This window comes from Kribbella sp. NPDC059898, assembly GCF_042730855.1.
Classification (GTDB): domain Bacteria; phylum Actinomycetota; class Actinomycetes; order Propionibacteriales; family Kribbellaceae; genus Kribbella.
This window is the reverse complement of record NZ_JBHWKR010000030.1, coordinates 11,972-38,250: the sequence shown is the minus strand read 5'-3', so window position 1 is coordinate 38,250 and position 26,279 is coordinate 11,972. Positions and strand designations below refer to the sequence as shown.

The window sequence follows — 26,279 nt, the reverse complement described above, 5'->3', positions numbered from 1 at the left end:
ATTCTGGGATTTGTGGCATATGGTGTAGGGCGTGGCGGCGTGTGGCTGACCTGTTACGGGGGACCGTTGCTACCGTTTTGGCCGTTTTAGAGATCGAGGTCAGATGACAGAACCCCCTAGCGGCGCGCTGGCGCGGTTTGCGATCGGGCCGCAGCTGAAGGAGTACCGCCTGCAGGCCAGTCTCACGCTGAAGGACGTTGAGGAGGAGACCGAGATCTCCGCGTCCAAGCTTTCACGGATCGAGCGTGGTGCGAGCAGCATCCGGTTGAGCGACCTCGGTGACCTGTGCAAGCTCTACGGCATCACTGACGAGGGCACAGTTCTCGACCTGCAAGGGCTCGCGAAGGCCACCAAGCTGCCCAGCTCGTTCCGGTCGTACGCCGACGTCGTGTCTCCGAACTTCCGTCGCTACATCGACCTCGAGGAGCAGGCGGCCACGTTCTCCTGGTACGAGGTCGCCAACGTGCCGGGTCTGCTGCAGACTCCTGACTTTGCACGCGCGATCATGGCCACCGCCTCGCGCGCCGGCTTCGAGCTGGACGACGACAAGCTGGAGCGACGGCTGCAAGTACGGCGCAAGCGCCAGAAGATCCTCGACCGTGATGCGCCGCCGGCGCTGAATGTCGTTCTGAACAAAGCAGTGCTGGACCTCGAGTACGGTGCGCCCCATGCATTGGCCGGCCAGCTCGAGTACTTCCTCGACACGATGGAGCGCCCCAACGTCGACATCCGCGTCATGCCGCCGGACCGGGTACACGCGGGCCTGGCTACCGGGCCGTTCATCATCTTGGACTTCCCCGAGGAAGCGACCACGCAGCTGCCGGCAAGCGTCTACATCGATGGCCACCTCGGCTTCAATCTCACCGACCGCAAGGAGGAGGTCGACCTATTCCGAACTGCCTGGGACGATATGTGGCACGCCGCACCCAGCACGCAGGAATCCGCCGACATCATCGGCGGGTGCCTCAGAGAGCTACGCCGCCGGCGCTGAGAGCCCGAACGGAAGGTGAGGCGCCCCCAGTTGACGGGAGGGAGAAGGGAGCTGTTTGCGTTGCCGAAGCCCCCATCCCATCCTGGCCCTCGGAGTCGGCTAGTTGCGCTCCGGCGGAGCGAAGTAGTTGCCGAGCATCGCGGTGGTCCAAGCCGGCTGATGGGTCTCGCCGCGGGGACCGAACTCTGCGAACCAGGGTTTGATGTCCAGCACGGGTGTTCCGTCGACGGCGTCTAGATCTTCCACATGCAGGTCGAGACCGTCGATCTCGAGCAGACGGCAACGGGACAGGCCGAACCAGTTGATCCGTCGCATATTTCGGTGGCCGAAGGCACCGACCTCAGGCCAGTCAGGGTTGTCCCGCGGGCGGCGCGCTCCGAGGTTCAGATCGCTCTGATCACTGAGATGGAAGAAGAAGACCACTTCCAGATGGGAGAACTCATCTAGCCCGGCCACAGCCCGCGCGTCGAACCGTTCGGAGTTGATGCGCAGGATCGCCCGGGTGCCGCCCCAGTTGTCGTCGGTCGGCTCGGTGCGGCCGCCGATGACCTGGGCGACTGGTTCAACCGTGATGGAGCTTTGTGGCATGGCGGGTTTCCTTCGATCGGCTACGGTGTTCGACAACGATCATCGTGCAGCGGACGCCAGATAGCGCGCAGCGCGGCGGTCAAGTTCGTCGGCAGCGGTGATCCGACGTGCCCGGAACGGTGAGAGCGCTGACCGCATGTCGACGACCGTCTGACGCGTACGGCCGGACTGTACGCCGTCCATGGCTTCGAGAGCTGTCGACCAGGTGGCGCAAGCTTCCTCGACGGCCCCTTGCCGCGCTTGGACCGCGCCGAGGTACCCGAGCGTCACAGCGTGCGTCCGTCGGAAGTTGGCGGCCTCGCGCAGTTGGACGCTGCGACGGAACTGATCGGTCGCTCCGTCGAGGTCACCGAGGTCCCGCAGGGTACATGCGGTTTCGTGAGCCAGGCTGGCTTCAGCGAAGAAGAAGATCCGGCCTGGTTCGTTGTCGCCGACAGTGGCGGCGTGGAGGTTACTCTCCGCGCGTACAAGCGCCCGTGCGGCCGCTGGGCCCTGGTGGTCGGCAGCAAGCGCGCGGGCGTGAACGACCTCGAACAAGGCACGTTCGCGAGAGCTGGCCAGGACAGATCGGCGTCCTGCCAATGACGCTTTGGCCAGCCTTACGGCCTGGCGAGAATGCCCGAGATCAACGGCCTGGTGAGCCATGGCCCGCAGGATGTGGCCTTGCAGAGGCGGATCGTCGGCCTCGGCCGCGAGCTGAGTGGCAACCGTGAAGTACTTCTGTGCGATCGCGTGGTCGTGTGCGTCGAAGGCCATCCAGCCGCTGAGGTATGCCAGCTCGCCGGCGGTCGAGAACAGTCCGCGGCGCACGTCTTGGCTGGCGTGTGCTGCCCGCAGCATGCTGGCGACATCGGTGGTGAGGTACTGGGTGACGGCGCTGCGTGCGTGGCCGCCGCCGCGTCGCTGGTCGATCTGGGTGAACATTTGGACGGTCTCGCGGATAGCTTCGAGATCGCCTGTGCCGATCAGCCGCCCCGCGCGGGAAGCGCGTGAGGTGCCCTGCCGGGCCTTGGCTTCCCACCACGAGTCAGGAGGCAAGGCGAGGGCAGCGACGGAGTAGCCGGCGGCCCGCAGGACCGACCTGCGTTCGATGTCCACGTTGCCTCTTCCCAGGTCGGCGAGCGTCGTCAGCGTATCGGCGGTCCAGCCGAGGGGCGTCGATGTCTGGGGGGTGGACATACCGAGCTCGTCGACGGTGACGACTCGGCCGAGACGGCGGGAGAGTGTCTCTGCAAGGACTGTCGGAGCGTCGCCCGATGGCATCGAGCCGTCGGCGACCCAATGGGCAATGTGCGATCGGCCCACCGAGGCAAGCCGATGGTTCCCTGATTCTGCAGCGACGCGACCGACTGCTTGAGCCAGCTGAGCATAGGACAGGTCAGTCTCAGCGATGACAGCAGCGAGTTGGTCGTTTCGGCGCGCAACGCCTCGGACCTGGCGCCGTTCCGCTGGGGTCTCGTTCATCACTTTCATCACCTTCGCCCGCTAGAGCCGTACCGCACCCACGGTAGCGAGTGATTCGCTCGTTGTGTTCCGCATCAGTTCACTACAGAACAGCACGGGGAGATCGAGTGATGCATCCCGGATTCTGGGCGCTGAGTGTCGTCGCGCTCGTTCTGTACATCGCGATGATCCGCGAAATCGGGCGGGAAATCCGCGGCTGATGACGACCATGACTGGGCGTGCAGGACTGCGCAGCGAATTCAGGGACAGGCCGTCCGGATCGATGAGGAGCCTGGTGGAGCGCCGGGCCTACAAAGCAGACGAGGACGCAGAAGGGAAGCCTGTGGCTGATCTGACCGGAGTTCAGTGGCACAAGTCGACCCGCAGTGCGCCCAACAACAACTGCGTCGAGGCTGGCCTTCTTGCCGATGGCGGTGTGGCCGTTCGTGACACCAAGCAGGGTGACACTGGCCCAATCCTGGAGTTCACCAAGTCGGAGTGGGTCGCGTTCCTCGACGGTGCCAAACGGGGAGAGTTCGACATCGTCCACTGTGGCCGATTCTCGATAGGTCGGCTGCTCGGCAGGATCTTGCGGCGGTGCCGGTCAAGGGCTCTCCTTCCTCCCAGCGTCTGATGGCCGGCATGCTGGGCGTTGCCGGGCATAAGGGCAGGATGCATCACGGTCAACCCAAGGTCCCTGCCAGTCTGATCCACCCGCATGCCGGCCTCGTCGTGTCGACCGGGCAACGCCCCTGGACCGGACCGCCGCGCCGGCCCCGACGGGTTGGTGGCGGGCGATAGCAAGGCGCGATGCCGCGGCCATGACCGAGCTGGGCCAGCTGCGCAGCCTCGCCCGACGCCGCGGAACACCGAGCCAGGGCCGCACTACTTCGAAGGCGATACCTCGAGGGTCTTGCTGAACGCCCGATTGGTTTCACGCCGGCCCGGCACGTAAGGCGGAATAGGTTCGTATCCGGCCGCGACGTAGAGCCGGATGGCGGCATGGTTCAGTGCGCCTGTTTCGAGGAGGACTCTCCGGGCGCCGTGATCTGTGGCGTGCTGCTCCAGCGCGCTGAGGATTCTCCAGCCGAGACCGCCACTGCGGTACGCCGGCGCGACGTACATCTTCCGCACTTCAGCAGTCCGCGGGTCTCGGTCGTAAATGCGATAGCCGCCACATCCGACAGGTTGCCCGGACGGCGAGTACGCGACGAGAAACAGGCCGGAAGGTTCGGCGTAGTTGTCGGCCTTCTCTGAGCTGGGCGAGTCGGCGAAGGTGTAGGTGTCGAGCTGTTCGGCGTACAGGGCGTTCACGAGCAGCTCGGCGTCAGCGTCGTCGTAGCGGCGCGGAAGAAGCTCGATCGGCGAATCGGTGCAGGCGTCGGAGAGCGGCCGATCCCCGCCGGCCGAAGGGGATCGCTTCATCGGCCCTCCAGCGCGACGTCGAGCTCCGGCAGGAAGTCGGCGACGACCGCGGCCCGTTGCCGCTGGGCGAGGTTCCGACGAAGTTCGCGCAGCGACGCAATGCAGCGCCCTGATTGCACCTCGGCCAGCCGGCCGAGTGCGATACGCGCGGTTTCAACGGTGCCCTCGAGGTCGCGGCGCAGCAGGTGGGCGCGCGCCAGCTGGCAACCGTGCAGCAGTGCCGAGCGTTGGTACGCCGGATCGTCGCCGATGCTGGACAGAGGTGTCAGCAGCTCGATCGCCTGCTTGAGCAGCGGTTGCCGATACAAGTCGGTGCGCGCAGCGATGGTGAGCAGGCCCCACCCGGCCTCGGCAGACAGCTGGTCGGGGCTCAGGTAGTACAAGTACGGCGACAGCTCGTCAGCTGTCGCGCCGGCCAGCAGATCCTGTGATCGATCGGCCGCGGTGCGGAAGGCTCCGAGGTCGCCGACGCTGGCGTGGGCGGTGGCGGCACGGCCGGTGGTCCGGGCCCGCAGCAGATCGCTCGACGTCGGCACGCTGTTGGCGGCGTCGATGATCCGGAGCGCGTCGGTTCCTTGGTTGCTGTGGGCAGCGATGTAGGTCAGCATGCCGACGTTGTTGACCATCCGGCCGTCGTCGCTGGCCGCGCGCGCGACCCGGATCGCAAGCAGCAGATAGCGCTGGGCGATGGCCGTTTCGCCGGCGTCGAACTGCATCCATCCGGCCAGCTGCGCCAGGTCGGCCACGATGGTCAGCAGGTCCCGGCCGACCTCGGGCTCGTAGCTCGCGCTGCGCACCAGGTCGAGCACGCCGGCGAGCTCGTGGGTGACGTAGCGCAGGCTCAGCGCGCCGCCACCTTGCCGGTCGTCGAGATGGCGCAACGCAGTCACGTGCGAGGCGATCAGCTCGGTCTGCGGTGTCATCACCCGATCGGGTTGGGCGTGCGCCGGGATCGACTCGATCGTCGTCTGGATGCCGTCGAGCACTGCCGCGACCAGATCGGGGCCGCTCGTCGGCAACGGCCGCGATCCGCTGACGAGCTGCTCGAGCGAACGTACGAGCCCGTCGAAGTTCTGGTCGACGCCCAGCTCGCTGACCCGGGCCGTCGAGCGGCGAGCTCTCGCGTTGCCCGGCCAGAGCTGCTCGGCCGACACGAAGCTGCCGAGCTGGTCGGTCAGGATGATCGCGACCACCTCCGGGATCGACCCGTGGGGGCAGTAGTTGGACCGGACCCACGGGTACGCCGCGGTGATGTCAATCCGCTCGGCCGCGCGGCCGCGGCGGGTCAACCAGTGGTTCACCGCGCGGGCAAGGTCCCGAGGGCCCCAGCCGACCAGGTCTAGCGCCTCGGCCAGCGATGCCGGGCGCAGACCGGTATCAGCCATGGCGGTTGCTGTCGTTTCGCGCCTCACGCTTCCACGGTAGAGCCCGGTAAGACACCAGGTGGCGACGATCCGCTGGTCCGTGGATCTCTGGAGCAGACTTCACGACCTTCACGCCCCCTGTCCTGGACTTCGCACCGTTCACCGCTTCATCAGGTTATCAACCGTCCACGCTCAGTGATCCACTCGATGGAACACAGCAGCGAGACGAGGGGAGGCGAACATGATCCACCTACTGATGAGCCCGTGGCCGCTGATCATCGGGTACGCCGTGGCAGCGGTGCTGGTGGTCTTCATGATCCGCGACATCGCCGAAGAGGTGCGCGGCGAATGACCGCGGTCGCGGGCGGGGCGATGCCGAACAAGCGCCGCGGCCGCAAGTGTCGCCGCGGGACGAACTCCACACCCTGCGCCGACGCCCGCGATACATGGGTAGTGCAGCTCTGGTACGGCCAGCTCCGCATCAGTGAGCAGAAGGGCACCCCTGCACTCACCGCCAGGTACGCCGAATGCTGGCAGCGCCGTTTCCCCGACCTGCGGATCACCCTCCGTCCGCTCAAGCTGGCGCCGGAAGTGCGGCCGTGATCGGCCAGGCGGGGCTGCTGCCCCTGGACTACCTGCGGCATTTCGGCCACGGCACAGGCGTACGCCGGCCGGGTGCCGTCACTGAGCAGGCGAGCGGGCGAGGTCGATCCCTGCATCCCGAGCCCGCTCGCCGTTCCACCCGCGGGGTCGGATCGGATCCCGCCGGGGCCGGCGCCGTTCCCGCGCCGGGCGAGCCGAGCGGGAACGGCGCCCGAACGACGACCACCACGACCGTCAGGGCTGTCACGGTCGTAGTGGTTCCTGAGCAGGTCTGGCTCCGGCCGGACGGCACCACCGACGCGAACGACTGCCTTGAGTACGCCGTACTGCCGGACGGCGGCGCCGGCGTGCGGCACGGCGGCCAGCCCGGCGTCGTACTCTGGTTCACCGCGGCCGAGTGGGAAGCCTTCGAGGCCGGCGTACGCGACGACGAATTCGAGCACGCGACGATGATCGCGACACGTCCTGTCCAGCCGGGCAAGCGCGAGCGGGAGTCCTCGTTGTGAACGACCCTCGCCCCGTCATGGTGGGCTACCTCGTCCGGCCACTGACCGCGTCCCCTCAGCAGGACCAGGAGGCCGCGAGGCATCTGCATACCCTCGCTCAGCGCCTGGGCCACCAGCTGACCAGGGTATTCCGTGATCAGCGCCACGGCCGCCCGGCTGCGGCCATCGCCATGCTCGCCTACACGCGCAACCACAGCGTCGACGTGGTCGCCCTGGTGGGCGTCGACGACCTCGCGGAACCACACCGGGCTGAACTCGTTGCTGCAGGCATCCGGATCGTCAACTTCACGCCCCGCCACCGTAGCGAGCACGGGACTGAGGAAGCCCGGTCCGACGAACCACAACGATCAGACTCAACACCGAAGGAACCCCGATGACAGACCCCGGCCGGCGCGTGTATCGCAAGTCCAGTCGCAGCAGCCCGAACAACAACTGTGTGGAGATCGCCGTCGACCTGGTCGACGACGTCGTGGCGATGCGCGACAGCAAACTCCGCGAGGCCAGCCCCGTGCTCCAGGTTTCGGCCGCAGCCGGCCACCAGTTCCTCGCCAGCATCAAGACCGGCCGGTTCAGCTCACCCACGACCTGACCAGCCCCACGCTCTCCGTGCCGCCTCCAGGGCTTGGCGACACGGAGAGGTCGCGACGCCGCCTGCCCCTGATGCCTCATCGCTGTTGGAAGCAGAGAGGCCCAGTGGGTGGAAGCTCGGTGCCCCTCCCGAGGCTCCCGCCGAGCTGTCGCTCGCCGCGGCGACGCCGCTACGGATGCCCGCACCTCACGCAAGTGGAGGTGCGGGCATCGTCGATGCTGCCGCTGGTCGTACGCCGAGGCGGCTTGACCGCGCCCGGCCGGCAGCGGACTGTCGGTGCAAGAGTTCGGGGAGGGCGTCCGGCGCTGCAAGGCCAGCTGCGACTTCTTCGCTCACTGCCATGGATCGCACGCCGAAAATCTGTTCTTCGAGCACGGAACTCTCCTGGCTACCGAAACCGAACACTGCCGGACCTCGACCCAAGCCGTCGTGCTGGCTTGCACGACATCCATTCCGGAAGGCCTCCCAGGATGACCCATCCTTGAGCAGTTGGCCACGGCAACCGACGGCCAAGTGGCCCACATGATCGCTGCCCGGCGCGCGGCAACCCGAGCAGGAAATACCTGATCCCACACTGGTGGGGTGGGACTACAGGCCGAGCTGGGACAACTGGGCACAGAAGCCGAAACCGTTCAAGAAGAAGCGGGTCTACTTCGGCAAGAGGAACTAGCCTGCTACAGAGAAACGGTGACGACGCAGGCCGTCAGGATCGGGTAGGGAATGCAAACTCAGAAGTACGGCCGGGCGCGGGTCGTGAAGCCGCACATCGAGCTGTCCGAGCTGCACCACATAGACAGCCTGGAGGGCGAGAGGACGATCAGCGACTTCGACTACGGCCCGCAGCACGTCCGTGACCTCGTGGTCGCCGAACACACGCTGCTGTCCGGCCGGATCTCGAAGCTCGTTACTGACCGCCTCACCTTTGAGGCGGTCACCCTGCAATCGGTCATTGTCACCGACTGCGTGCTGAGTTCAAGCGACTGGATCGACTGCTCCCTGAACCGGGTCGTCTTCCGCGGCTGCAAGCTCTTGGGTGCCAACTTCACCGACAACAAGTGGTCCAGTGTCGTCTTCGACAACTGCCGCATCGAATACGCAACCTTCGACTCGATTCACGCCAGCGGGCCGGCTGTCTTCGTCGACACCCGATTCAAAGAGGTCACCTTCCGCCGCACGGACTTCCCAGGCGGGCACATGGCCCGCTGCACACTTGAGGATGTCGAGTTCGACGGCGGCACCTACACCGACTTCGACCTCCGGACCACCGACCTGTCGACCATCCGGGGCGCCGGGCACTTGAACGGTGTGCTGATCGACCCGGCACAGAGACTGGAGCTCGCTGAGGCGCTGGTCTCCGAGCTCGACCTTCACTATCCCGACGACGACACCACGAGCGGCCGCGCGTGACGAACATGCACGAGCAGCGGCAGGCGTGGATGGAAAGCCACCTGGAGTGGGCCGCACGAACCTTCGGCGTGCAACCCGTCAGTTCCCCGGTGCACACAGCGCGGCTGCATTCGGTCGGCTGCCGCGTCTGCGACACCACCGGAGGGGACGCGTGGCTGCGCGTCGTGTATGCCGACCCCGAATGGGGACAAGGCAACTACCTGGACGGCAACCTCACCGCGAATACAATCAACAACGTCCCCAAGCCGCAGGTCGCGCAATGGAAAGAGTGGGATGACAACGGCCGGCAGATCCGTGGCGAGATCAGCACCTACATCCCGGACACAGCCATCTCGGCCGGTATGACCCTGCCCGCCGGCTTCGCGCCCTCCGACCAGTGGCTCGCCGAACTCACCCGCGCTCTGCGGGCGCTATCAGCACATCCGGTTCCTGCAGGCGGTCTGGATGCCGACTCAGTCAACAACGGCATCCGTGCCTTCTTCGGCGCCGAACTCGACATCATGGCCGTGCCGTGGACGTCGGCACACTGCGACCTGCACTGGGGAAACCTCACCGCACCGCGGCTGTTCCTTCTCGACTGGGAGACCTGGGGCCGGGCGCCAGCCGGGTACGACGCCGCGACCCTGCTGTGCGCCACCCTGAACCAGCCGGAAACCGCCCATCGGATCCGCGAAGCGCTCGCAGAATTCCTCGACACACCAGCCGGACGCGTCGCGACCCTCACCGCGGCCGTACGGTTCCTCCGGTTCGCCGACGACGGCGACCACACGCAGCTCGCCATACCGGTACGGCGACACGGCTTGGCGATGCTCGAGCAACTCGGCATGAGCCCGACCGGGGCGGCGCTCGGCAGCGAGGGGTAACCACCGCCATGGGCAGGCGCACAGCGGGCAGCAGTGTCCGAGCTATCCCTGAACCGTTCGCTGGCCGATGAACGGGGACCGGAGCTGGTCGACGTGCGCGGACAGCGCGTCGGCCAGCTCGGGGAAGTCTCCGTCGTCGATGCGGTCCTTCAGGCGTGCTGCGGCGATCAGCTGCGCGGTCCGGCCGGCGGGGGAGTCGAGTATCTCGCCGAACGCGGCACGAACGCGTTCCGCGGCCGCGGGGATATGCAGGCTGAACAGGAACAAGGTGGCCTCGTCGTACCCGGCGGGTCCTCGTCCCCAGAATTCCCAGTCGAGGATCCCCAGCAGCGGAGCGAACACGTTCGCCCAGTGCAGGTCGCCGTGGATGGTTGCCCACGTGTCGACACCGATTGGTGTCCCGTAGACGCGTTGGGTACGTTCACGGGTGCGTTCGACGTTGATCCCTGACCGGGAGGTCTTGGTCCGGTGGAGCGCGCCCAGTGCGGCCGCCAGGCCGGTCCACCAGGTCTCGGGCAGGCCGGGATCGTGCTGCAGGTCGTCGGCGGCCGAAACCGTCTGGCCGGGCAGCAGAGTCATGAGCTCGGCGCGCTGGCGGCGCCAGTCAGCCTCGGTCCACTCGTCGACGTCGAGCACTCGTGCCCGCGGAACCCCGGTCAGGTCGTTCGCGTCGCTGTTGCCGGTCCAGGTGTCGCCGGCGGCGTACTCGGGGAACTCCGACACGACCCGCAGCCAGCGCCGCCCGGCTGGGCCGTTGACTGGGGCACCGATGGTCCGTAGCCGCCACCCGTACGTCGGTTCGCCGTCGACGTCGACCCCGAAGTGCCGGGCCGCGCGTGCGAGGTTCAGCCGCATCCACTCGGCGAACCGGGCGTCCGCGGCCGCGACCTCGTCGGCGGCCGGTTCATCGGTGCGCACGAACGTCGTCCTGCTGATCGTCGTCGATGACGTGGTGCAGGTATGCGTCAGGCGAGTGCAGGAACCTCGCCCAGTGGTCGACCAGGTCAAGGTCCTTCCACGCGGTGCGGCGGAAGCCGTACGGGCCGACCTCGACGACATCCGCGCCCGGGGTCGCCGCGAGGAGGGGGGAGTGGGTGGCGCACACGATCTGTGCCCCGCTGCGGCCGAGGTCGTGCAGGACCGAGATCAGGTGCAGGCACGAGGAGAACGAGAGCGCGGCCTCGGGTTCGTCCATCACGTAGAACCCGGGCGCGTTCATCATCGCCTGGACCATCGTGACGAACCCCTCGCCATGGCTCATCGCGCTGGTGTCGTCCTCCCAGTACCCCGCAACGCCGCCGAGGTTCTCGGTCATCGAGAACGCCGTCTCGGCCCGCAGGAAGAAGCCCTTCTTCTTCAGCCGCGGCCCGCCGAGCATCTTCGATCCCGCCGCTGTGGTGTCCAGCCGCAGCACCTTGCCGAGCTCGGTGGTGATCGGCTCGGGTCGGCCCATCTTGGCGCTCGCGCGGCCGCCGTGCGGATCGAGCTTGAACCCCTCGGCGATCGCCTCGACCAGGGTCGACTTGCCGGACCCGTTGTCGCCCATCAGGAACGTCACCGGCCGCCGGAACTCCAAGCCTTCGTCGGCCAGCTGCGCCACGCACGGCACCGTGAATGGCCACCGTCCCCGCCGCCCACGGTCAGGCTGCAGGTGCTCCGGGATGTAGGCCCGACGTACGAACAGCTCTCCAGGCCCTTTCTGCCGATCCGAACAAGTCCTTGCAGGTCAGGCTAGCTGGCATGCCTGGAACAGGGGTCGACCGTTGCAGCTGGTCGACGCTCATGTCATCCAGGTCGACGGCGGCGCAGAGAGCAGCCGCTCAGAAGATCACCTCCGTCGCTACGCTGAGCGGCATGCCGACCGTCGCGGAACTCCTGCCGGCGGCCGTCGGGTTGACGCGGGCGTCGTGCGAGCGATTGCTCGGTGAGTCGATCAGGACCGATGATCCGATGATCACAACGGTCCAGGCCGAACGTGTACTGGGGCTGAGCAGTGGTCAAGTACTCAGGCTGCATCGCCAGGGGTGGTTGGAGCGTCATGAAGCCCAGCTTCGGCGGCACTACCGGCTCGTCGACGTGCTCGAGCTTGCCCAGCCGATCTCTGTTGAGGCGGCGGCCGAGCTGATCGGTTGCCAGCCGCATCAGGTTGTGGTCCCGCCCGATCGGGCGCTGCGGACGCTGGACGCTGTTCTGCAGCGAGGGCGTCGTCGACGCCCACCGGACAGGTCCTGGCCGTTCCCGGACGACGACGTAGTGGAGTTGTCGCCGGTCCTGGTGGATGAGGACGCGGCCAGGTGGATCGGGATGGCAGAGGCCTCGGTGATCCTCGGAGTGAGCTACCGCACCGCGGTACGCATGGCGGCCGCGGGGAGGCTACCAGCCGAAAAGGACCGTCAGAACAGGTGGAGAGCGCAGTACGGCAAGGCGATCCTGGTGCGCAACGCGCTGCGGGCGCGGGCTGACCGCTCCGCGGGCCGACCAATCACGGACGACTGACGGGTTCGCTACAGCTGCAGCTGGTCGACGTCGGCGGGCGTGAGGTCTGGCCTGATGCGGAGGTAGCGCATCAGATGACGGGACTGACGTCCCTGGGTCGCGGTGTCGACTGCCACCTCAACGACGACGTTCGGTTCGACCTTCGTGAGTGGCCTTGCGGCATCACGTCCGCTCCACGGGTACGCCGAGATCTCGTCAGGCCAGGAGTGCCCCGCCTGAGCAGGGGAGAGGAGTGTGGCGAGCTGGGCCGACTGGCTGGGAGAGAGGGTGCCGGTTCGGCCGACGATGATCAGGTTGCCGCCGGCGTCGTACTGGCCGGCGATAACGGCGTCAGGCCGGGTGATGGGGCCGAGGACGCCGCCCACGATGATCTCTCGGCTGTGCCGGTGGCGGATCTTCTGCCAGTCGCGGCGTCCGCCGACGTACCGGGTGCCGGCTCCCTTGGCCACCAGCCCTTCGATACCCATCGTGGCGAGGGATTCGAACCACAGCCGGGCCTCGGCCGGATCCTCGGTGACGGGGGTGAGCTGCAGTGGTGGCCGCCATCGGGCGGCCAGCTGTTCGAGGCGCTGCCGGCGTACTGTCCAGCGCTGGGTTCGCAGGTCGACCCCGGCGACCGCGGACGTCGAACGCGACGTACGACGCCGGCTGTCCGCCGGACCGTGGACGGACGGTCCGGCGGCCCGTGGCGAGGCGGTGCTGCAGCTCGTCGAAGCTCAGCCGGCCGTTGACGTAGACGACGAGCTCGCCGTCGAGTACGACGCCGTCGGACACCTGGTGAACGGCGGCGGCCACGACGTCGGCGAAGCCGGCGGTGAGGTCGTTGCCGTTGCGCGACCATAACCGGGCCGCGTCGCCGGAGCGGACCAGGACGGCCCGGCTAGTTGACTGAACTCTTCGGTGCGCCGATTGGCGTCGGAGATGCGTGACTGGAGAGGGTGTGTCGGTGGTTGCTGATGCGGGTCGGGTGGTCGAGTTCGCGACGGGGTTGCGGTGGCGGGTGCTGTTCCCGGAGTCCGAGCACGTCGCGGCCTCTCGGTTCCTGCGTGATCTGGCCGCGTCGGATTGCTCCGCGGCGACGCTGCGCAGCTACGCGTACGACCTGTTGCGCTGGTTTCGGTTTCTGCATAGCCGCTGGACGCCGTGGGAGCGGGCGGAGCGAGTGGATGTGCTGGAGTTCGTGGAGTGGCTGCGGGAGACGCCGGTTCAGCAGCGGCTGCACCGGCGGAGGGACGCGTCGCCGCCTGGATCGGTGAATCCGCTTACGGGCAAGATGTCACTGGGAGCGACGTACGCGGCCCGGACGATCAACCATCAGCTGAGTGTTCTGTTCGGGTTCTACGAGTGGGCGTGCGCGGCCGACCTGGGACCTTTGGTCAACCCGGTTCCCGCGCAGCGGACTCGGGCTGGTGGCCGGGTGGCTGCGCATCACAACCTGATGGAGGACTTCGTCATTCACCGGCGGGCGACGTATCGGCAGAAGACACCGCGGCCGACGTGGCGGGCGATTCCTGATGATGCCGCTGACGCGCTGTTCGGCGCGTTGCGCAGTCACCGGGACCGGGCGCTGGTGTCGTTCTGGTTGTCGAGCGGTGCCCGAGCCACCGAACTGTTTGGGGCTGTGCCACGGAACGGACCTCGATGCGGGCGCGAACACGATCACGGTGGTCAGCAAGGGAAGCCGGGTGCGGGAGACGATCCCGGCGAGCGTGGATTCGTTCGTGTGGCTGGCGCTGTATCTGCGGGAGGAGCGGCCGCCGGCTCAGCCGGGCGGCCCGGTGTGGTGGACCCGGCAAGGATCACCGCGCCCGTTGACTTACCACGCTGCGAGGGCGGTGCTGCAGCGAGCCAACGCGGCATTAGGCACGAACTGGACCCTGCACGATCTGAGGCACACTGCGGCGGCCCGGTTGCTGGCCGATCCGGCGTTCACGTTGTTCGACGTGCAGACGATCCTTCGGCACGCGAGCGTATCGACCACCCAGATCTACACCCAGCCGCGATTGGAGGACTTGGTCGCCAAGGTCCTCGAGCACCATGCCCGACCCCGGCCGGTCGGTCCGGTGATCGAGCCTGCCTACGACGACGCCATGGTGAGGGAGCTCCTGGGGCTTCCCGCATGACGGAGGTATCAACCGGCGCTGAGCGCACGGCCGACCCACGATCGGCTGCGCGGATCCAGGCGGCCCGGACGCGGGCGGCATCCGGACCAACGACCAAGCCATTGTCGCCACCGGCCGTGGTAGAGCCGGATGCTCTGTTCGGGCGGCATGGACGGATCCTCCAGCGGCATGCCTACGACCTCGGGTCTGCGCCTCCGGCATTGCTGCCTGGTGCACCTGGCGAGGAGGTCCAGGGCCTTGGCCTGGACGATGCGATCGGTTACACCCTGGATCGGGTGCTCGGGGTGATTCCGAGCCGGAAGCCGACGTCGACCGGCGTGCGGCGGATCCTGCGCTGGCTGGACCGATTCGACGGCGACACTTGGGAGCAGCGCTGGCTGGCCAGCGGCGCCGACCGGGCGCCTCGAGCCTGGCGGGCGGCGGTTACGCCACGCACACCGGAACCGTCGGTGGCCCAAGGCGTGAACGCGTTGATGGTTGCACGCATCCTGCGCCCTTCGTACGGCTGGCAGCTGGCTTCCAAGGCCGGCGCTTACCTGCCTCAGCGCATGCTCGCCGTCAACGAGGCGGAGCAACTGGAACGGCTACGGGCACTACCGGCCTACCAGGCGGCGCTGTTGCGGCACCAGTACGACGCGGAGGCCTGCTTGTCGCGGGTGCTGATCCGGACCGGGAAGCGCCTCGGCCAGCTCCAGGGCGAGGATCTGCTCTTCTACGCCGACGTGGTCCGCACATCAGGGCGGAACCGGCGCGAGCACCTGGCCTGGGAGCTGCTGGTCGCGCTCGGACCGTTCGCGGCAGAGCCCGTCACGCTCCGGGCCGCCTGGTCGGCCAAGGGCAACACCCGCCAGCACTCGGTCGAGACCCTGGTCGACCGCTACTGCATCCCGGCGGGCGGGGTGCGCGACCTGCTCGTCGACTACCTGCGCGAGCTCAAACCGTCGATGGACTACGGCAGCCTGGAGGGCTGGGCCTACCGGCTGGTGCGGTTGTTCTGGTGGGAGGTGCTGCAGATCAACCCCGCCCAAGCCGATCTGCGGCTGGCGCCTGAGGTCGCGGCTGAGTGGCGCGAACGGCTGTCAGTAACAACTGATGGGCAGACCCGCCGCGAGATCCACTCGATCCTGTTCGCTGTCCGGGGCATGTATCGGGACCTGGCGGAGTGGTCACACGACGAGCCGGCGAGATGGGGACCGTGGGTCGCGCCGTGTCCGGTCTCGCGGCACGAGTCGAAGAACGCCTCGAAGGCCAAGAGGCATCAGCAGTCGCGGATGCGGAACCGCACCCGGGCGTTGACACCACTGCTGCCAGCCCTGCTCGCCGAAGCGGTGCGCCGCCGCGACTGGTCGGCCCGGTTGCTGACCGTCGCGCAACACGCTGGCCATGGGCAACGGTTCGTCGTCGACGGATCGGAGTTCGAGCTGCATCAGCCGCCGCCACGCCGCTACGAACGGGACCGGCCGAGCCTGCTGCGCGCCCGGATCATCACCGCGGCGCCGGAGCTGCCGTTGATCCGGGTCAACCGGCACGGCCTGTTCGACATCACCGCGGCCGAAGCCAACGGATTCTGGGCATGGGCGGTCATCGAGACGCTGCGCCACACAGGGATCCGCATCGAGGAACTCCTCGAGCTGACCCAACTGTCGCTGCGCCACTACACAGCCGCCTCCACCGGCACGCTCGTGCCGTTGCTGCACATCGTTCCCAGCAAGACCGACACTGAGCGGCTGATACCGATGACGCCGGAACTGGTCACAGTGCTGGTCGCAGTTCAGCGCCGGGCGAAGGACAGCAGCGGCCGGATCCCGCTGTCAATACGCTACGACCCACACGAGAAGGTGCACGGAGAACCGTTTCCGCACCTGTTCGTCCGCCGGATCGGCACCCGGAACGAAGTCTTGTCGCCGTCGGTCGCCCGACGGCTCATCCTGGACGTCGCAGTCTCGGCCGGGCTGCGCGACGCCGGCGAGCCGATCCACTTCACGCCGCACGACTTCCGGCGGCTGTTCACCACCGAGATGGTGTCCACAGGTCTGCCGCTGCACATCGCCGCGACCCTGCTCGGGCACCTCAACCTCGACACCACCCGCGGCTACACCGCCGTCTTCCCCGAAGAGGTGATCGCCGCCCATCAGCACTTCATCGAACGTCGCCGAGCCACCCGCCCGGCCGGGGAACTGCGGACCGCGACGGGTGAGCAATGGGCGGAGTTCGAGAACCACTTCCTGCTGCGCAGGGTCGCCCTCGGCGACTGCCACCGCCCCTACGGCACACCATGCGTCCACGAACACGCTTGCGTGAAATGCCGGTTCCTGCGAGTCGATCCCACCCAACTGCCGCGCATCGAGGAGATGACGGCCAACGCGACCGAGCGGCTCGCCGAGGCCCAGGAACGAGCATGGCTTGGCGAGGTGGCGGCGTTGGAGGACTCCTTGACGCATCTACACCAGCGCCGCACCGAGGCCGAGCAACAGCTCAGTGCCGCACCGGCGCCCTTACCCGCCGCAGGTCGCTGACTTCCGTCCACAGGCAGGGCTTCCGCTCAACGCTGCAGGCAGGCTAGATGGCAACGGCAGCCGATTGACGGTGTCCTCGATGCCCACCGTCAGCACAGCCTTGCAGGAAAGCTGCAACGCTCGAGGTCTACACATCCGGCCTAGACCCGTCTACCGTCAACGCTGGGGGTTCGTAGAGGCATGAGGGTGGGCGTCGGAGCGAGCCGAGGGTTGTCGGATCCCGTCGTCCTTTCCACGATCGCTGCCGTGGATCGTGAGGGGCGCGCTGCCTATGGTCTCGCTCGGGGACGCGGACCGTATAACCACAGTCCAAGAGATACAGGGGAAAAGATGCGTAAACTTGGCGCAGCCACGGTGATTGTTGTTGCCATATGCGCCGCGGCAGGGGGTATTCCTGCCGTAGCCGCCGATAATCCACCGAGTCAGAGCACAGACACAAGCGATCAGGCCACACTGCGTAGCGGCAGGTCGTTCGAAAAGATTCGTCCCTTGATTCCACGTGACGCATACGCGGGCGCCTATCTCGACACGAGCTCGGGCACGTTGCGTGTCATGGTCACGAAGGTGCCCCAGCTACCTGCATTGGACCCGCAGGTGGACGCCCCGGTCGAACTCGTAACCGTCCGATACACGTTGGAATATCTCGACCAGCGGATGGCTCAAGTCTTCGCCGCCGCGAGCAAACTGGGCGACGCGGACTCGCAAATAGTCACTGTCGATGTCAATGAAGCCAAGAACACGCTCGAAGTCGCGGTGGACGGACCGATCACCTCCTCCCTGCGGGAGCGTATAGCACAAGTCGCCCCCGACACCCCGCTCGAGCTGGTGCCGGGACCTCCGCTGGTTCCAGGTGTAGCGCACTACACGCCTAGCCGAGTGGCCGACTTTGCTCCATGGAGCTCCGGGACGTTCATCTACAATCCGTCTATCGGTGGGATCTGCACCTCTGGCCCCGGTGTGAAGATCGGATCGACCGAATACATGCTCACTGCGGGCCACTGCGCGAGTGCTACTGGTCAACAGATCCAGCAGGGAGACCCTGACGTGATCCCCCCGCCGCTGCCGGTCGTTGGGAACGTGGCGAATAGGTCAGGATATCCGAATCTAGATGCGATGCTGATCACCGCAAATGTCAGTAATACAATGTATAGAACCTGGTACAACTTCTACTCCGTAGATTCCACTCCATGGGAGAGTTTGACGGGGCAGACGGTGTGCACGGGTGGTGCATTCTCAGGCGAGCGATGCAATCTGAGTGTCGGAGCGACCAACTATTGCTCCAAGGTCCAAAACTCTTGCGGCCTGACTTTAGCCTACCGCAGTGGATATATCGCCGCCGGAGAAGGTGACAGTGGTGGGCCTGTTTACATCTTAGCGCCGGGTCTGAGGTACAGCGGAATTGTGACCGGACCACGCTACACGACGGACAATTTCGATTGTCCGAGCTATCCGTCCGGCATTAGATCCTGCTCCTCATATATCGTGTTCACCAGAATACAAAATACCCTAGGGTATTTTGGGGCCTCGTTGGTGTCGTCGTGACGACTTAGACGGGCGCAAGCATCCCAGAAACCAAACCTGGTGCCGGTGTCCAACTGCCGGCACCAGCCGCCCGTGGGGGCTATCGCCCAGGGTGTGCATGCCGGGCTCAGACAGCCTCGATGCGACAGTTGCCATAGATTGCTGGCGGGTGGTGGCGGGGCTATGGATGTCACGGAGACGCGATGCGCATGGGGTCCTGGCGGCAACGAGCGACAGGACGGTGGCAAGAACAGGGCGGAACCTTTGGGTACTGCCAGCCTGTCTATACGAGTGAAGGGCTCTGAGGGGACAGGTGGGACATGGCTGGGGACTCGGATTTTGGCGAGTACGTTGCCGCGCGCTGGCCCGGCTTGGTGCGCTCCGCGGTGCTTCTGGGATGCACGCGCCCGGAGGCCGAGGACCTCGTGCAGACGACCCTCGAACGATGCCTGGTGAAGTGGACCAAAGTACGGGCGGCCGATGACCGCGACGCCTATGTGCACCGAGTGTTGCTCAACGTCTTCATCTCCGCACGTCGCCGTCGCTGGATCGGCGAGAGGCCAGTGTCGGTTCTGCCGGAGCACGCCGGCCCGGACGAGACCGCCAACATTGACGACACCGACGCGATGATGCGCGCACTTGACCGACTGAGCACCGATCAGCGCGCCGCTGTGGTGCTCCGCTACTACGCCCGCCTGACTGACGCGCAGATCGCATCCGTGCTCGACGTCGCGGTCGGAACAGTAAAGAGTCGACTCTCCAGAGCCGTGAAAGTCCTGGCGCAGGACCCTGACGTGGCAGAACTGCGAGGAACATGATGATCGATTCCAAGTTGACCGAGATCCTCGAGCGTACTGCGCAGCGGACAAACGTGGGGCCAGCACCGATCGAGGCGATTCGCGCAGGCGCTGCGCGACGCCGGCGTCGCCGCGCAGCCGCACTATCGGCTCTCGGCGTAGGAGCCGCGGCGATCGCGGTGAGCGCAACGATGCTGCTCACGGGCAGCCTCAACCTCACGAACCCCACGCCGCCGGTCGCGACTGCGCCAACCGCGGGGATGCGACTTGTCGGCATCGGCCATGCCGCGATCGCGGTGCCCGAGGAATGGGGTACCAACCAAAGCTACTGCGGAACACCGCAGAACGACACAGTCCTGATCGACGAGCCTCCCAACGGCTACTGCCAGAAGACTCGCCCCAAAGGCATCGACAGCGTGGCGCTGACAAGTGGTAAGCCAATCGGCTTCGAGGCCGACAGCACCTTCGAGATCGACGGTGTCCAGGCCGAACGTCAGCGGACAGTCTGCTCTGTCGCGCCGATCAACCACGTTACGGTCTGTTCCGGCACAGTGTTCATGCCAACTCTCGATGTGTCGTTCCGGGCAGAGTCCAGCACCGCTTCCGATGAAGTCGGCCGGATTCTTGACCGAATCTTGGTCACGCCAGACCAGATCGGTGTGCCGGACCCCCAGTTCGATGGATCGAACCCGGCCATCCGCTCAGGCGAGAAGTATGCGGAGAGACTCACGGCACTGGGCCTGAAGGCCACCATCGAGACCAGGAAAGCTCGTGGCTTCATACCCGGCGACATCCTGGCCGTATCACCCTCGCCAGGCACCATGCTGGCGCCTGGAACGACGGTATCGGTGACTGTCGTCGCCCAACCTTGAGTCCAGCAAGGACCAAGTCGCTGGACGACGCCGCGCGTAGCCTTGGGTTGACAAGGTTCAGTGAAGGAACCCGTCCCATTTCGGCTCGTACCGGGTTCCTCCCACCAGATCCTGTGGGCCGGGAATCTGCTCGACAGCTTTGGCCAGCACGACGTCGACCGGGCCTGCCAGACCGGCCGGGATCGGCACCTGGCCGTCAGTACGTCGTCGGGCCGGGCTCACCGTGACTCCGCGGCCGCGGACGTCTGCGGCGGTGGCCGAACGGTGGCCAGGCGACGACGACCACCCTCTCGACCTTCAGCCTGGTGTCCCGCTGCGGGCAGAACCGATGGACTGGCAACGAGTACATATTCGAAGTGTGCGCTATTCGTCTGTCGTGCGCTGAGCGCGGCGAGCCACAGACGGCGACGACGAACCGTTGCCGGGCGTAGCTTCCAGGTGGACGAACCGATGTTGTTACTCGACCTCATCCCGCTCGGTCCGGATTGTGTGTGAGGTCGGGCGCGTACCTATGGCACCTGCTTGAGGCCAGGCAGGCATCGCATCGGTGACCCACCGACGTCCGAGCCACTCACAGCAGCAGAGTCGACCACGCTCCCCCGAGGCCATCGGCCACCAGTCGGCCGTCCGACAGCCTAAACGGAAGGCTTAGGAGGCCCAACTGGGGCTTCGGGAACGTCGGGTTCGACAGCCACGAAGGCTAACCCATCGGTTCTGGCCTCCAGGTCTGCCGCGTAAGCGGCGTCGACCCTGCAGAGCGTGATCATGACAAGTCCCGATTCGGGGTCCGGGCCGACCGACGTCACAGGCGTACTGGAGCCATCGACGGGGAGCAGGGTGTCAAGTGCCCAGCGCATGATCCGGTCGACTTCATCCTGTGGGGGGCGCCAGCGACGAACGCGCAGGTGCTGGGGCTGGCGAACTAGCTGCAGCAGTTCTCGCCGCGCTCGATGCATCTCCGTCCTGTCCGGGATATTGACGACCAGGATCTCCTGGCCGGCTTCGGCATCCACGACTGTGCTGAGGTGCGCCTGAGCACCCGGATTGTGTTCGATCCACCCCTGTACCGCCTGGCGGTCCGGCGAGGGTCTCCGATCGGGCCTCGGAGGAGGCGCTGCGTTGGTCACGTCGGATCCACTCCCGAAGTTGCATGAAGCTGCAATGCCGAGCTCTGTCAATCCAGACTAGCCCGCTCTATCTTCGGCGTGGAGGTGGGGGAAATGTCTCGAGCAAAGACGCCTCTGCTGTTCACGGCGGCCACTGCCGCCGCCGTCCTGTGTGCATCAACGGCCACCGCGACCGGACCAATCCGCCTGGGAGAGCCGAACCCGCAGCAATCATCCATTCCAGCAGAGTTCCTGCCCACCGCAGCCGAGACAGCTGCGACGAGCCTGTCGGATTGGATCGAGGAGCATCCGACTGTCGCCGGCGCCGGCGGGGTCGCGATCTCCGACGACCTGGCGACGGTCAATGTCTATTGGAAAGGAACAGCCCCGTCCGACCTGCAGAGCCTTGCAAAGACTCAGCCCGCGCCGGTCGCCTTCCGCTCAGCCGCGTACTCGAACGACGAACTATCGGCGACATCACAGAAGCTCATTGACTCCTTTCCAGGCGTGGTAACGTCCGCCGGGCCGAGCCAGGACTGGTCAGGTGTCGTGGTCACCTTGAAATCAAATGCGCCCGCGAGCGCGATGACGACCCTGAGCACCGCCGCCGCGGGTACGCCGATCACGTCGCTTGGAGTCGACGAACCCCAGCCCGCCGCTCGAAACAACGACTACGCGCCCTGGTTCGGCGGCAGCCTGATCACCGGACCCAAGACCTGTACAACGGGAGTCGCTGCTTACGCTGGGACCCACAGCTACATCACGACCGCCTACCACTGCCTTGCAGGGACGTTCTACAACTACGACTCTCCCCGAGCGGAAGTCGGTGCAGTGAGCGCACGCAATGGGCCTCACGACATCGAAGTCATTCCGACAAGTAGTAACTACTTCATCTGGGACGGCGCCTGGAACAGCGGCTCCGCATCGTCGGTCTACCGCGCCTTGGCGCCTGTGCTCAACACGCGCATCTGGGTCAGCGGCGGAATCTCCGGAATAGCCGTCTACCAGCGCTACATCAGACTCCTGAACCGCTACTACTCCCTCGGGAGTGCCCAACCAAGAGTCGGGCGAGCCTTCGTTTTCATGGAAAGTCTCACCGGCACTGGGTGCGGCACCGGTGGCTGTGGCGGTGTCTTCCAAGGAGGCGACTCAGGGGCGCCCGTCTTCCGTTACACCAGCAACGGCCAGAAGGAAGTGTTTGGCTTCTTGTCTGCCTCGTACGGTGTGCACGCGACCTTCTGCGACACCTCGAACAAACGCCCAGAACCACAGTACTTCTGCGCGAATAGCTACCCGTACGGCTACGCGGTCAATGCACTCGATGCGCTGGGCAGCATGGGCTTGCACGCCAAGGTCGGTTGAGCGTTCCGTGGCTTGACACCGCGCAGCTATTAGTCGCGCCGACCGCACATCCATATCGACGCGGCCATCCGCGACCCGGCCCGACGAGCCAGGGTCGCGGATGAGCGATACACACGGTTCATCCATCCCACTCCCGGTTATGCTCAGGGATGTCGGCCCCTTCGCATCGTCCACAGTGCCAGTCACCGGTCACAGCTACCAGACTGCGCTCGGCCATCAGGAGCTGTCGCCTGTCATTGTGGATCCGCAGCGACGTCGTCGACCTTCTGGAGGTCTTGGCGCGGCACCAGCCGCACGGTCCCGTCCTCGTCTTCGACCCGGCCGTACCAGACGCCATCATCGCGGATCCAGGTAGCGAGCTTGCCCGCGTGTTACTCCGCCCGCCGGACCCGCTCCGGAGCGTCGAGCTTCCGGACGGTCTCCGCCGACCGCGGGCCGTGCGCGTCCTCCTGAATCTCCAGATCGACGCAAACTCGGTTCGCGGTCCGCTCGTCAGGGAGGTTCCGCGCCCTATACCCGTGGACAGCGCCATCCCAGACCGCGAGCTGACCGCTCCCGTCATCGTCCGGCCGCACCGTGAATCGTCGCGCCATGACCACAGCATAAGCCTGTACTCGAACATTTGTTCCCCTAAGTTCGAGCGTTCGCGCGGACCGCAAGCCACCTCATGACCGCGGGTCGCAGCGACACCGATCACACGGTGGGCCGACTGGGCGTTGAGCGCGCCCTTGTGGAGCCGGGCCAGGTCGTGGTGTCGTGCACCCACGGCACGGCGGCCGCGGCTGTTCAGCGCGGAACACTCGACGCCCGACGGGTGATCGCCACCGACCGCCGCCGGTGGGCCGCCGCGCCGACGACGCGGTGCGACGCTGAACGCAACGAACCAGACCAAGTCGGCGGTGTTCGTGTTGCTGAGCTACAGGTTCTGGCTTGTCCGGCGTTATAGGACCGTCGGCGACAGCATCTTGGCTACCGGCGAAGCGTGCGTCATCCGCGGGTCACAGGAAGCACAACGAAGGTCCGGCACGTGATCCGTCTGAGGACCTCCTAGGTGGTTGCGGGCGTCCAGTTCAGCAGCGCGCGCAGCTCCGTGATTGTGTCGGAGAGTTGGTCATGCACGACCAGGTCGGGCCGTTCGGAGCGGCACTGCAGGACGACGTCGGTGCGACGCAGATACCCGGGAGCCGCGCCGATGACGATCGGGAGTTCGGGGCGGGCCAGGGCCGCGCCGAGCTCGAGCAGCGAGATCGGCTGGACCGAGTTGGACGCCGGGAACCAGAAGAGCATGTAGGACAGCCGCGGATGTTTGCGGTTGGCGACCTCCCAGCCGATCTGCTCGGCGGTCGCCTCGGGGGAGGCGAGGTCGAACTCGCTACGCCGGGGGTTGAGTACGACGACCGGGTCGCAGTCAGCGTGGCAACAACGTCGGCCTGCCAGTCCGGGCAGTCGCTGATCCCGCCGGCGGCGGCTCCGAGTCAAGGTCCGTCCAGTGGCCTGGTCAGTAGCTTGTGCGGCGGCCGGACTTGTAGTCCGACCGGTCAAAGGGGCCCGGTGGAAGGTCAGCTGCCGGGTTGTAGGCAACGCGGCGTACGCCGTACCGGCCGCGTGCAACGCGGCCCCCGCCCGGACCGAGCTGGGCGGGGGCCGCGAGGGGGGACGCACAGCGTACGGCAGACCAGCCGGACCCGTCACCGGCTTGGGTACGCCGGGGGCGCTGCCGGCTCGTAGTCTGCTCCGACGACGGTCCGCACAAGCCGCGCCGGATCTGGTGCGGCTTGTCGGTCAATCCCGCCACACTGATGCCATGACCGACACCATCGACGCTCGGGAACCCGAGGACGTCGCCGCCCGCCGTACGCTGCTGCGCGATGTACTGCGGCTGCAGGACGAGCACACGCAGCTGGAGGTGGAGTACCTCGCGGTGCTCGCCACCGAGGACACCGACCGCGTGGAGGACCTGAACCTGCAGCTCCTGACAACCACCGCGCGGGCTGAGCAGCTGCTCGCCGATGTCGATCTGGCTGGACGGTGAAGGACCGGCCGAGCGCGAACTCCGGCCCGGCCGAGTGGTCAGCAGGTCCTGGATGCTGCACAACCTCGAAACCCTCGCCGGGCATTGTGTACGACCGGACAATGACCAGTTGTGGATGAGATGAGCGGATCGCATCGGGTTCGGCTATCCCGGGCCGCCGGTTGGAAGCTTCCGGCCGATGCCGTGTCGGTGGCGTGGCCGACGAAATGGGTGAACCCGCATCGGCCGGCTGAGCGGTCGCTTGAGGCAAATGCCGCGGCGGTCGCGGCTTACCGCGAGCACATACGGAGCCATCCCGAGCTCGTTGCTGCTGCCCGTATCGAGTTGCGCGCCAAGCGACTGGGTTGCTGGTGCAAAACGGAGTGGCCGTGTCATGCCGATGTGCTTGCTGAAGTCGCTGCCGGCGAGTGGCCGTGACGATCTGTAAGGATCTCGGGTGGTCGGGACTAGTTGGCGGGTGCATCTATCTCAGCCTCGACAACCACCGCCTCCGCCACACCCTGGCCCGCCGGCAGCAACATCACCCCGATCGACACCAAGCCAAGACCCGGATGATGGTCCGCGTCTGCGTCGGTGCCAGCAGATAGCTTGCCCAGATGAGCACAGACGTCGCCGGCGGCCGCCCACGGCAGACAGCCTTGATTCGTGAGCATGGCGGGGCGAGAACCCGCACCCTTGATGAGCACATGTTTACTGTCGGCGCTACGCCGTTCCGGCTTCAGCTGTTCACCGCACCCGGCCTACGGCCAGTAGCGCTGACGACCCAGTTCCAAGGCGAAGGCGCGTCGCTGGTCCAAGGCGCCACCCGGTTCGCGGAGGCGATCTGGCAGCGCTGCTGCCCAACCGAGCTGCAGCCGCCAATCTTCATCACGCACCAACTGCACCAAAGCCGCCCCGCGCAGGGTTTCGTCCAGCTCAGCAACCCAGTGGTGGCTCACCAGACGCTCGCCCCGCCCGCGCAACGCGAAACAACCCTCACCGCCGACGAGCTGACACAACTCGTCGGCATGCCGATCGACGATTCGCGAGGCGACAGCTACGTCAAGGCCGAACCAGACGAGCCAGCCGAACGGTTCACCGTCACCGCGGTCGTCCGGCTGCCACGTCCCAACCTGGAGGGAAACCCAGCCTGCATGCCCGTCGGGATCCCATGGTGGCGTCGCCTGGGCCGCCAGCTCGTGCCACGCCGCAGCGGGCGCGACTGCTGCGACTATCATGCCGCCGACTGGGCGGCTGCAGGTAGCGCTGCAGTCCGCGCACTCAAAGCCGCCAGAGCTGAGCTGACGTCTGCGAGCCGCGCTAAGAACACCTCGATCCAACACGACGAGCTGCTCACGGCCGTGCTGGACGCGATCGACGAAGAGCAGAAGCTCGATGCAGAAACCCGAGAGTGGGCCCGGAGCTTATTCTTCGACCCGATTCGCCTCAGCACTCTGACATTTGCGCGCTATGACGAAGGACGACACCGCAGCCAAGCCATGCTCGACGCAGGAGTCCGCTTGACGGTCGTCGTCCCCGCGCTCCCAAATGGCGACGAGACATGATCGACAAGGTTCGACCGGTCAATGGTCAGCCTAAAGTACAGCGATAACGGGCAGACAGCGATAACGGGCAGACACTGGTCTGCAGGTGCCCGGTCAACGAGCTGCCCTGCCATTCTGCCGAGCTGGTACGG

The 26,279-nt window shown here is 66.4% G+C and carries 28 protein-coding genes and 2 pseudogenes; 19 read left to right on the top strand and 11 right to left on the bottom strand.

What is annotated here, in order from left to right:
* Nucleotides 1-103 precede the first annotated feature (103 nt).
* Complete coding sequence (locus ACFV9C_RS43970) at nt 104-991, top strand: helix-turn-helix domain-containing protein (protein WP_380203950.1); 888 nt, start codon at nt 104-106, stop codon at nt 989-991.
* Between the two features lie 99 nt (nt 992-1,090).
* On the opposite strand, the gene ACFV9C_RS43965 is transcribed toward ACFV9C_RS43970, so the two are convergent.
* Both ACFV9C_RS43965 and ACFV9C_RS43960 read right to left on the bottom strand, forming a co-directional pair.
* Nucleotides 1,091-1,579 (bottom strand): SAM-dependent methyltransferase, encoded by a 489-nt coding sequence (locus ACFV9C_RS43965; RefSeq protein ID WP_380203948.1) that lies wholly within the window; start codon nt 1,577-1,579, stop codon nt 1,091-1,093.
* A gap of 39 nt (nt 1,580-1,618) precedes the next feature.
* Complete coding sequence (locus ACFV9C_RS43960) at nt 1,619-3,046, bottom strand: hypothetical protein (RefSeq protein WP_380203946.1); 1,428 nt, start codon at nt 3,044-3,046, stop codon at nt 1,619-1,621.
* 196 nt (nt 3,047-3,242) lie between these two features.
* Between ACFV9C_RS43960 and ACFV9C_RS43955 the strand changes: the two genes are divergently transcribed.
* Nucleotides 3,243-3,656 (top strand): DUF397 domain-containing protein, encoded by a 414-nt coding sequence (locus ACFV9C_RS43955; protein WP_380203944.1) that lies wholly within the window; start codon nt 3,243-3,245, stop codon nt 3,654-3,656.
* 251 nt (nt 3,657-3,907) lie between these two features.
* Here the strand turns inward: ACFV9C_RS43955 and ACFV9C_RS43950 are convergent, their stop codons facing one another.
* Together ACFV9C_RS43950 and ACFV9C_RS43945 are read right to left on the bottom strand one after the other, a co-directional pair.
* Nucleotides 3,908-4,447 carry a GNAT family N-acetyltransferase gene (locus tag ACFV9C_RS43950; RefSeq protein ID WP_380203942.1) on the bottom strand — a complete coding sequence of 180 codons (540 nt, stop codon included), beginning with the start codon at nt 4,445-4,447 and terminating at the stop codon, nt 3,908-3,910.
* Nucleotides 4,444-5,832 carry a hypothetical protein gene (locus tag ACFV9C_RS43945; RefSeq protein WP_380203940.1) on the bottom strand — a complete coding sequence of 463 codons (1,389 nt, stop codon included), beginning with the start codon at nt 5,830-5,832 and terminating at the stop codon, nt 4,444-4,446. Before ACFV9C_RS43945 ends, ACFV9C_RS43950 begins: the two co-directional genes overlap by 4 nt.
* Nucleotides 5,833-6,159: 327 nt before the next feature.
* On the opposite strand from ACFV9C_RS43945, the gene ACFV9C_RS43940 reads away from it, so the two are divergent.
* The 6 genes from ACFV9C_RS43940 (at nt 6,160) to ACFV9C_RS43915 (ending at nt 9,779) form a co-directional block, all read left to right on the top strand.
* The gene (locus ACFV9C_RS43940) at nt 6,160-6,414 is read left to right on the top strand and encodes a hypothetical protein (RefSeq protein WP_380203938.1); all 255 of its coding nucleotides are present in this window, start codon (nt 6,160-6,162) and stop codon (nt 6,412-6,414) included.
* Nucleotides 6,411-6,920 carry a DUF397 domain-containing protein gene (locus ACFV9C_RS43935; RefSeq protein ID WP_380203936.1) on the top strand — a complete coding sequence of 170 codons (510 nt, stop codon included), beginning with the start codon at nt 6,411-6,413 and terminating at the stop codon, nt 6,918-6,920. Before ACFV9C_RS43940 ends, ACFV9C_RS43935 begins: the two co-directional genes overlap by 4 nt.
* Nucleotides 6,921-6,937: 17 nt before the next feature.
* Complete coding sequence (locus tag ACFV9C_RS43930; protein ID WP_380203934.1) at nt 6,938-7,297, top strand: hypothetical protein; 360 nt, start codon at nt 6,938-6,940, stop codon at nt 7,295-7,297.
* Nucleotides 7,294-7,509, top strand: coding sequence for a DUF397 domain-containing protein (locus ACFV9C_RS43925; RefSeq protein ID WP_380203932.1), 216 nt, complete (start codon nt 7,294-7,296; stop codon nt 7,507-7,509). Before ACFV9C_RS43930 ends, ACFV9C_RS43925 begins: the two co-directional genes overlap by 4 nt.
* A 753-nt stretch (nt 7,510-8,262) precedes the next feature.
* A complete protein-coding gene (locus tag ACFV9C_RS43920; RefSeq protein ID WP_380203930.1) occupies nt 8,263-8,916 on the top strand; it encodes a pentapeptide repeat-containing protein in 654 nt (217 codons plus the stop codon).
* Nucleotides 8,913-9,779, top strand: a complete 867-nt coding sequence (locus ACFV9C_RS43915; RefSeq protein ID WP_380203928.1) for a hypothetical protein — start codon at nt 8,913-8,915, stop codon at nt 9,777-9,779. The genes ACFV9C_RS43920 and ACFV9C_RS43915 overlap by 4 nt, the downstream gene beginning before the upstream one ends.
* A 42-nt stretch (nt 9,780-9,821) precedes the next feature.
* On the opposite strand, the gene ACFV9C_RS43910 is transcribed toward ACFV9C_RS43915, so the two are convergent.
* Both ACFV9C_RS43910 and ACFV9C_RS43905 read right to left on the bottom strand, forming a co-directional pair.
* On the bottom strand, nt 9,822-10,697 hold the full coding sequence (locus ACFV9C_RS43910) for a hypothetical protein (RefSeq protein ID WP_380203926.1): 876 nt from the start codon (nt 10,695-10,697) through the stop codon (nt 9,822-9,824).
* Nucleotides 10,684-11,379, bottom strand: coding sequence for an ATP-binding cassette domain-containing protein (locus ACFV9C_RS43905; RefSeq protein ID WP_380203924.1), 696 nt, complete (start codon nt 11,377-11,379; stop codon nt 10,684-10,686). The genes ACFV9C_RS43910 and ACFV9C_RS43905 overlap by 14 nt, the downstream gene beginning before the upstream one ends.
* A gap of 254 nt (nt 11,380-11,633) precedes the next feature.
* Between ACFV9C_RS43905 and ACFV9C_RS43900 the strand changes: the two genes are divergently transcribed.
* Nucleotides 11,634-12,275 carry a hypothetical protein gene (locus ACFV9C_RS43900; RefSeq protein ID WP_380203922.1) on the top strand — a complete coding sequence of 214 codons (642 nt, stop codon included), beginning with the start codon at nt 11,634-11,636 and terminating at the stop codon, nt 12,273-12,275.
* 8 nt (nt 12,276-12,283) lie between these two features.
* On the opposite strand, the gene ACFV9C_RS43895 is transcribed toward ACFV9C_RS43900, so the two are convergent.
* Together ACFV9C_RS43895 and ACFV9C_RS43890 are read right to left on the bottom strand one after the other, a co-directional pair.
* Complete coding sequence (locus ACFV9C_RS43895; RefSeq protein ID WP_380203920.1) at nt 12,284-12,742, bottom strand: ATP-dependent DNA ligase; 459 nt, start codon at nt 12,740-12,742, stop codon at nt 12,284-12,286.
* 214 nt (nt 12,743-12,956) lie between these two features.
* A pseudogene (locus ACFV9C_RS43890) lies at nt 12,957-13,145 on the bottom strand (ATP-dependent DNA ligase); the annotation flags it as partial.
* Between the two features lie 55 nt (nt 13,146-13,200).
* On the opposite strand from ACFV9C_RS43890, the pseudogene ACFV9C_RS43885 reads away from it, so the two are divergent.
* The 6 genes and pseudogenes from ACFV9C_RS43885 to ACFV9C_RS43860 all read left to right on the top strand — a co-directional run.
* Nucleotides 13,201-13,476 (top strand): annotated as a pseudogene (locus ACFV9C_RS43885) (site-specific integrase); the annotation flags it as partial.
* Nucleotides 13,477-13,789: 313 nt separating this feature from the next.
* The gene (locus tag ACFV9C_RS43880) at nt 13,790-14,398 is read left to right on the top strand and encodes a tyrosine-type recombinase/integrase (RefSeq protein ID WP_380203982.1); all 609 of its coding nucleotides are present in this window, start codon (nt 13,790-13,792) and stop codon (nt 14,396-14,398) included.
* A 275-nt stretch (nt 14,399-14,673) separates the two neighbouring features.
* Complete coding sequence (locus ACFV9C_RS43875) at nt 14,674-16,914, top strand: tyrosine-type recombinase/integrase (RefSeq protein ID WP_380203980.1); 2,241 nt, start codon at nt 14,674-14,676, stop codon at nt 16,912-16,914.
* A gap of 330 nt (nt 16,915-17,244) precedes the next feature.
* A complete protein-coding gene (locus ACFV9C_RS43870; protein ID WP_380203918.1) occupies nt 17,245-18,456 on the top strand; it encodes a hypothetical protein in 1,212 nt (403 codons plus the stop codon).
* Between the two features lie 299 nt (nt 18,457-18,755).
* Nucleotides 18,756-19,253 (top strand): SigE family RNA polymerase sigma factor, encoded by a 498-nt coding sequence (locus ACFV9C_RS43865; RefSeq protein WP_380203916.1) that lies wholly within the window; start codon nt 18,756-18,758, stop codon nt 19,251-19,253.
* Nucleotides 19,253-20,104, top strand: coding sequence for a PASTA domain-containing protein (locus ACFV9C_RS43860; protein WP_380203914.1), 852 nt, complete (start codon nt 19,253-19,255; stop codon nt 20,102-20,104). Before ACFV9C_RS43865 ends, ACFV9C_RS43860 begins: the two co-directional genes overlap by 1 nt.
* A 57-nt stretch (nt 20,105-20,161) precedes the next feature.
* On the opposite strand, the gene ACFV9C_RS43855 is transcribed toward ACFV9C_RS43860, so the two are convergent.
* Nucleotides 20,162-20,326: a hypothetical protein gene (locus ACFV9C_RS43855; protein WP_380203912.1), complete on the bottom strand. Its 165-nt coding sequence runs from the start codon at nt 20,324-20,326 to the stop codon at nt 20,162-20,164.
* A 998-nt stretch (nt 20,327-21,324) separates the two neighbouring features.
* On the opposite strand from ACFV9C_RS43855, the gene ACFV9C_RS43850 reads away from it, so the two are divergent.
* Nucleotides 21,325-22,572 (top strand): hypothetical protein, encoded by a 1,248-nt coding sequence (locus tag ACFV9C_RS43850; protein WP_380203910.1) that lies wholly within the window; start codon nt 21,325-21,327, stop codon nt 22,570-22,572.
* Between the two features lie 371 nt (nt 22,573-22,943).
* Here ACFV9C_RS43850 and ACFV9C_RS43845 read toward each other — a convergent pair whose 3' ends face one another.
* The gene (locus tag ACFV9C_RS43845; protein ID WP_380203908.1) at nt 22,944-23,165 is read right to left on the bottom strand and encodes a hypothetical protein; all 222 of its coding nucleotides are present in this window, start codon (nt 23,163-23,165) and stop codon (nt 22,944-22,946) included.
* A 454-nt stretch (nt 23,166-23,619) separates the two neighbouring features.
* Nucleotides 23,620-24,051 (bottom strand): hypothetical protein, encoded by a 432-nt coding sequence (locus tag ACFV9C_RS43840; RefSeq protein ID WP_380203906.1) that lies wholly within the window; start codon nt 24,049-24,051, stop codon nt 23,620-23,622.
* 325 nt (nt 24,052-24,376) lie between these two features.
* Here ACFV9C_RS43840 and ACFV9C_RS43835 point away from each other — a divergent pair, with 325 nt between their 5' ends.
* The 3 genes from ACFV9C_RS43835 to ACFV9C_RS43825 all read left to right on the top strand — a co-directional run bounded on the left by ACFV9C_RS43835 (nt 24,377) and on the right by ACFV9C_RS43825 (nt 26,148).
* Nucleotides 24,377-24,604, top strand: a complete 228-nt coding sequence (locus ACFV9C_RS43835; protein WP_380203904.1) for a hypothetical protein — start codon at nt 24,377-24,379, stop codon at nt 24,602-24,604.
* Nucleotides 24,605-24,724: 120 nt separating this feature from the next.
* Nucleotides 24,725-25,021 carry a DUF4326 domain-containing protein gene (locus ACFV9C_RS43830; RefSeq protein ID WP_380203978.1) on the top strand — a complete coding sequence of 99 codons (297 nt, stop codon included), beginning with the start codon at nt 24,725-24,727 and terminating at the stop codon, nt 25,019-25,021.
* Between the two features lie 179 nt (nt 25,022-25,200).
* Nucleotides 25,201-26,148, top strand: coding sequence for a hypothetical protein (locus ACFV9C_RS43825; protein WP_380203902.1), 948 nt, complete (start codon nt 25,201-25,203; stop codon nt 26,146-26,148).
* Nucleotides 26,149-26,279 lie beyond the last annotated feature (131 nt).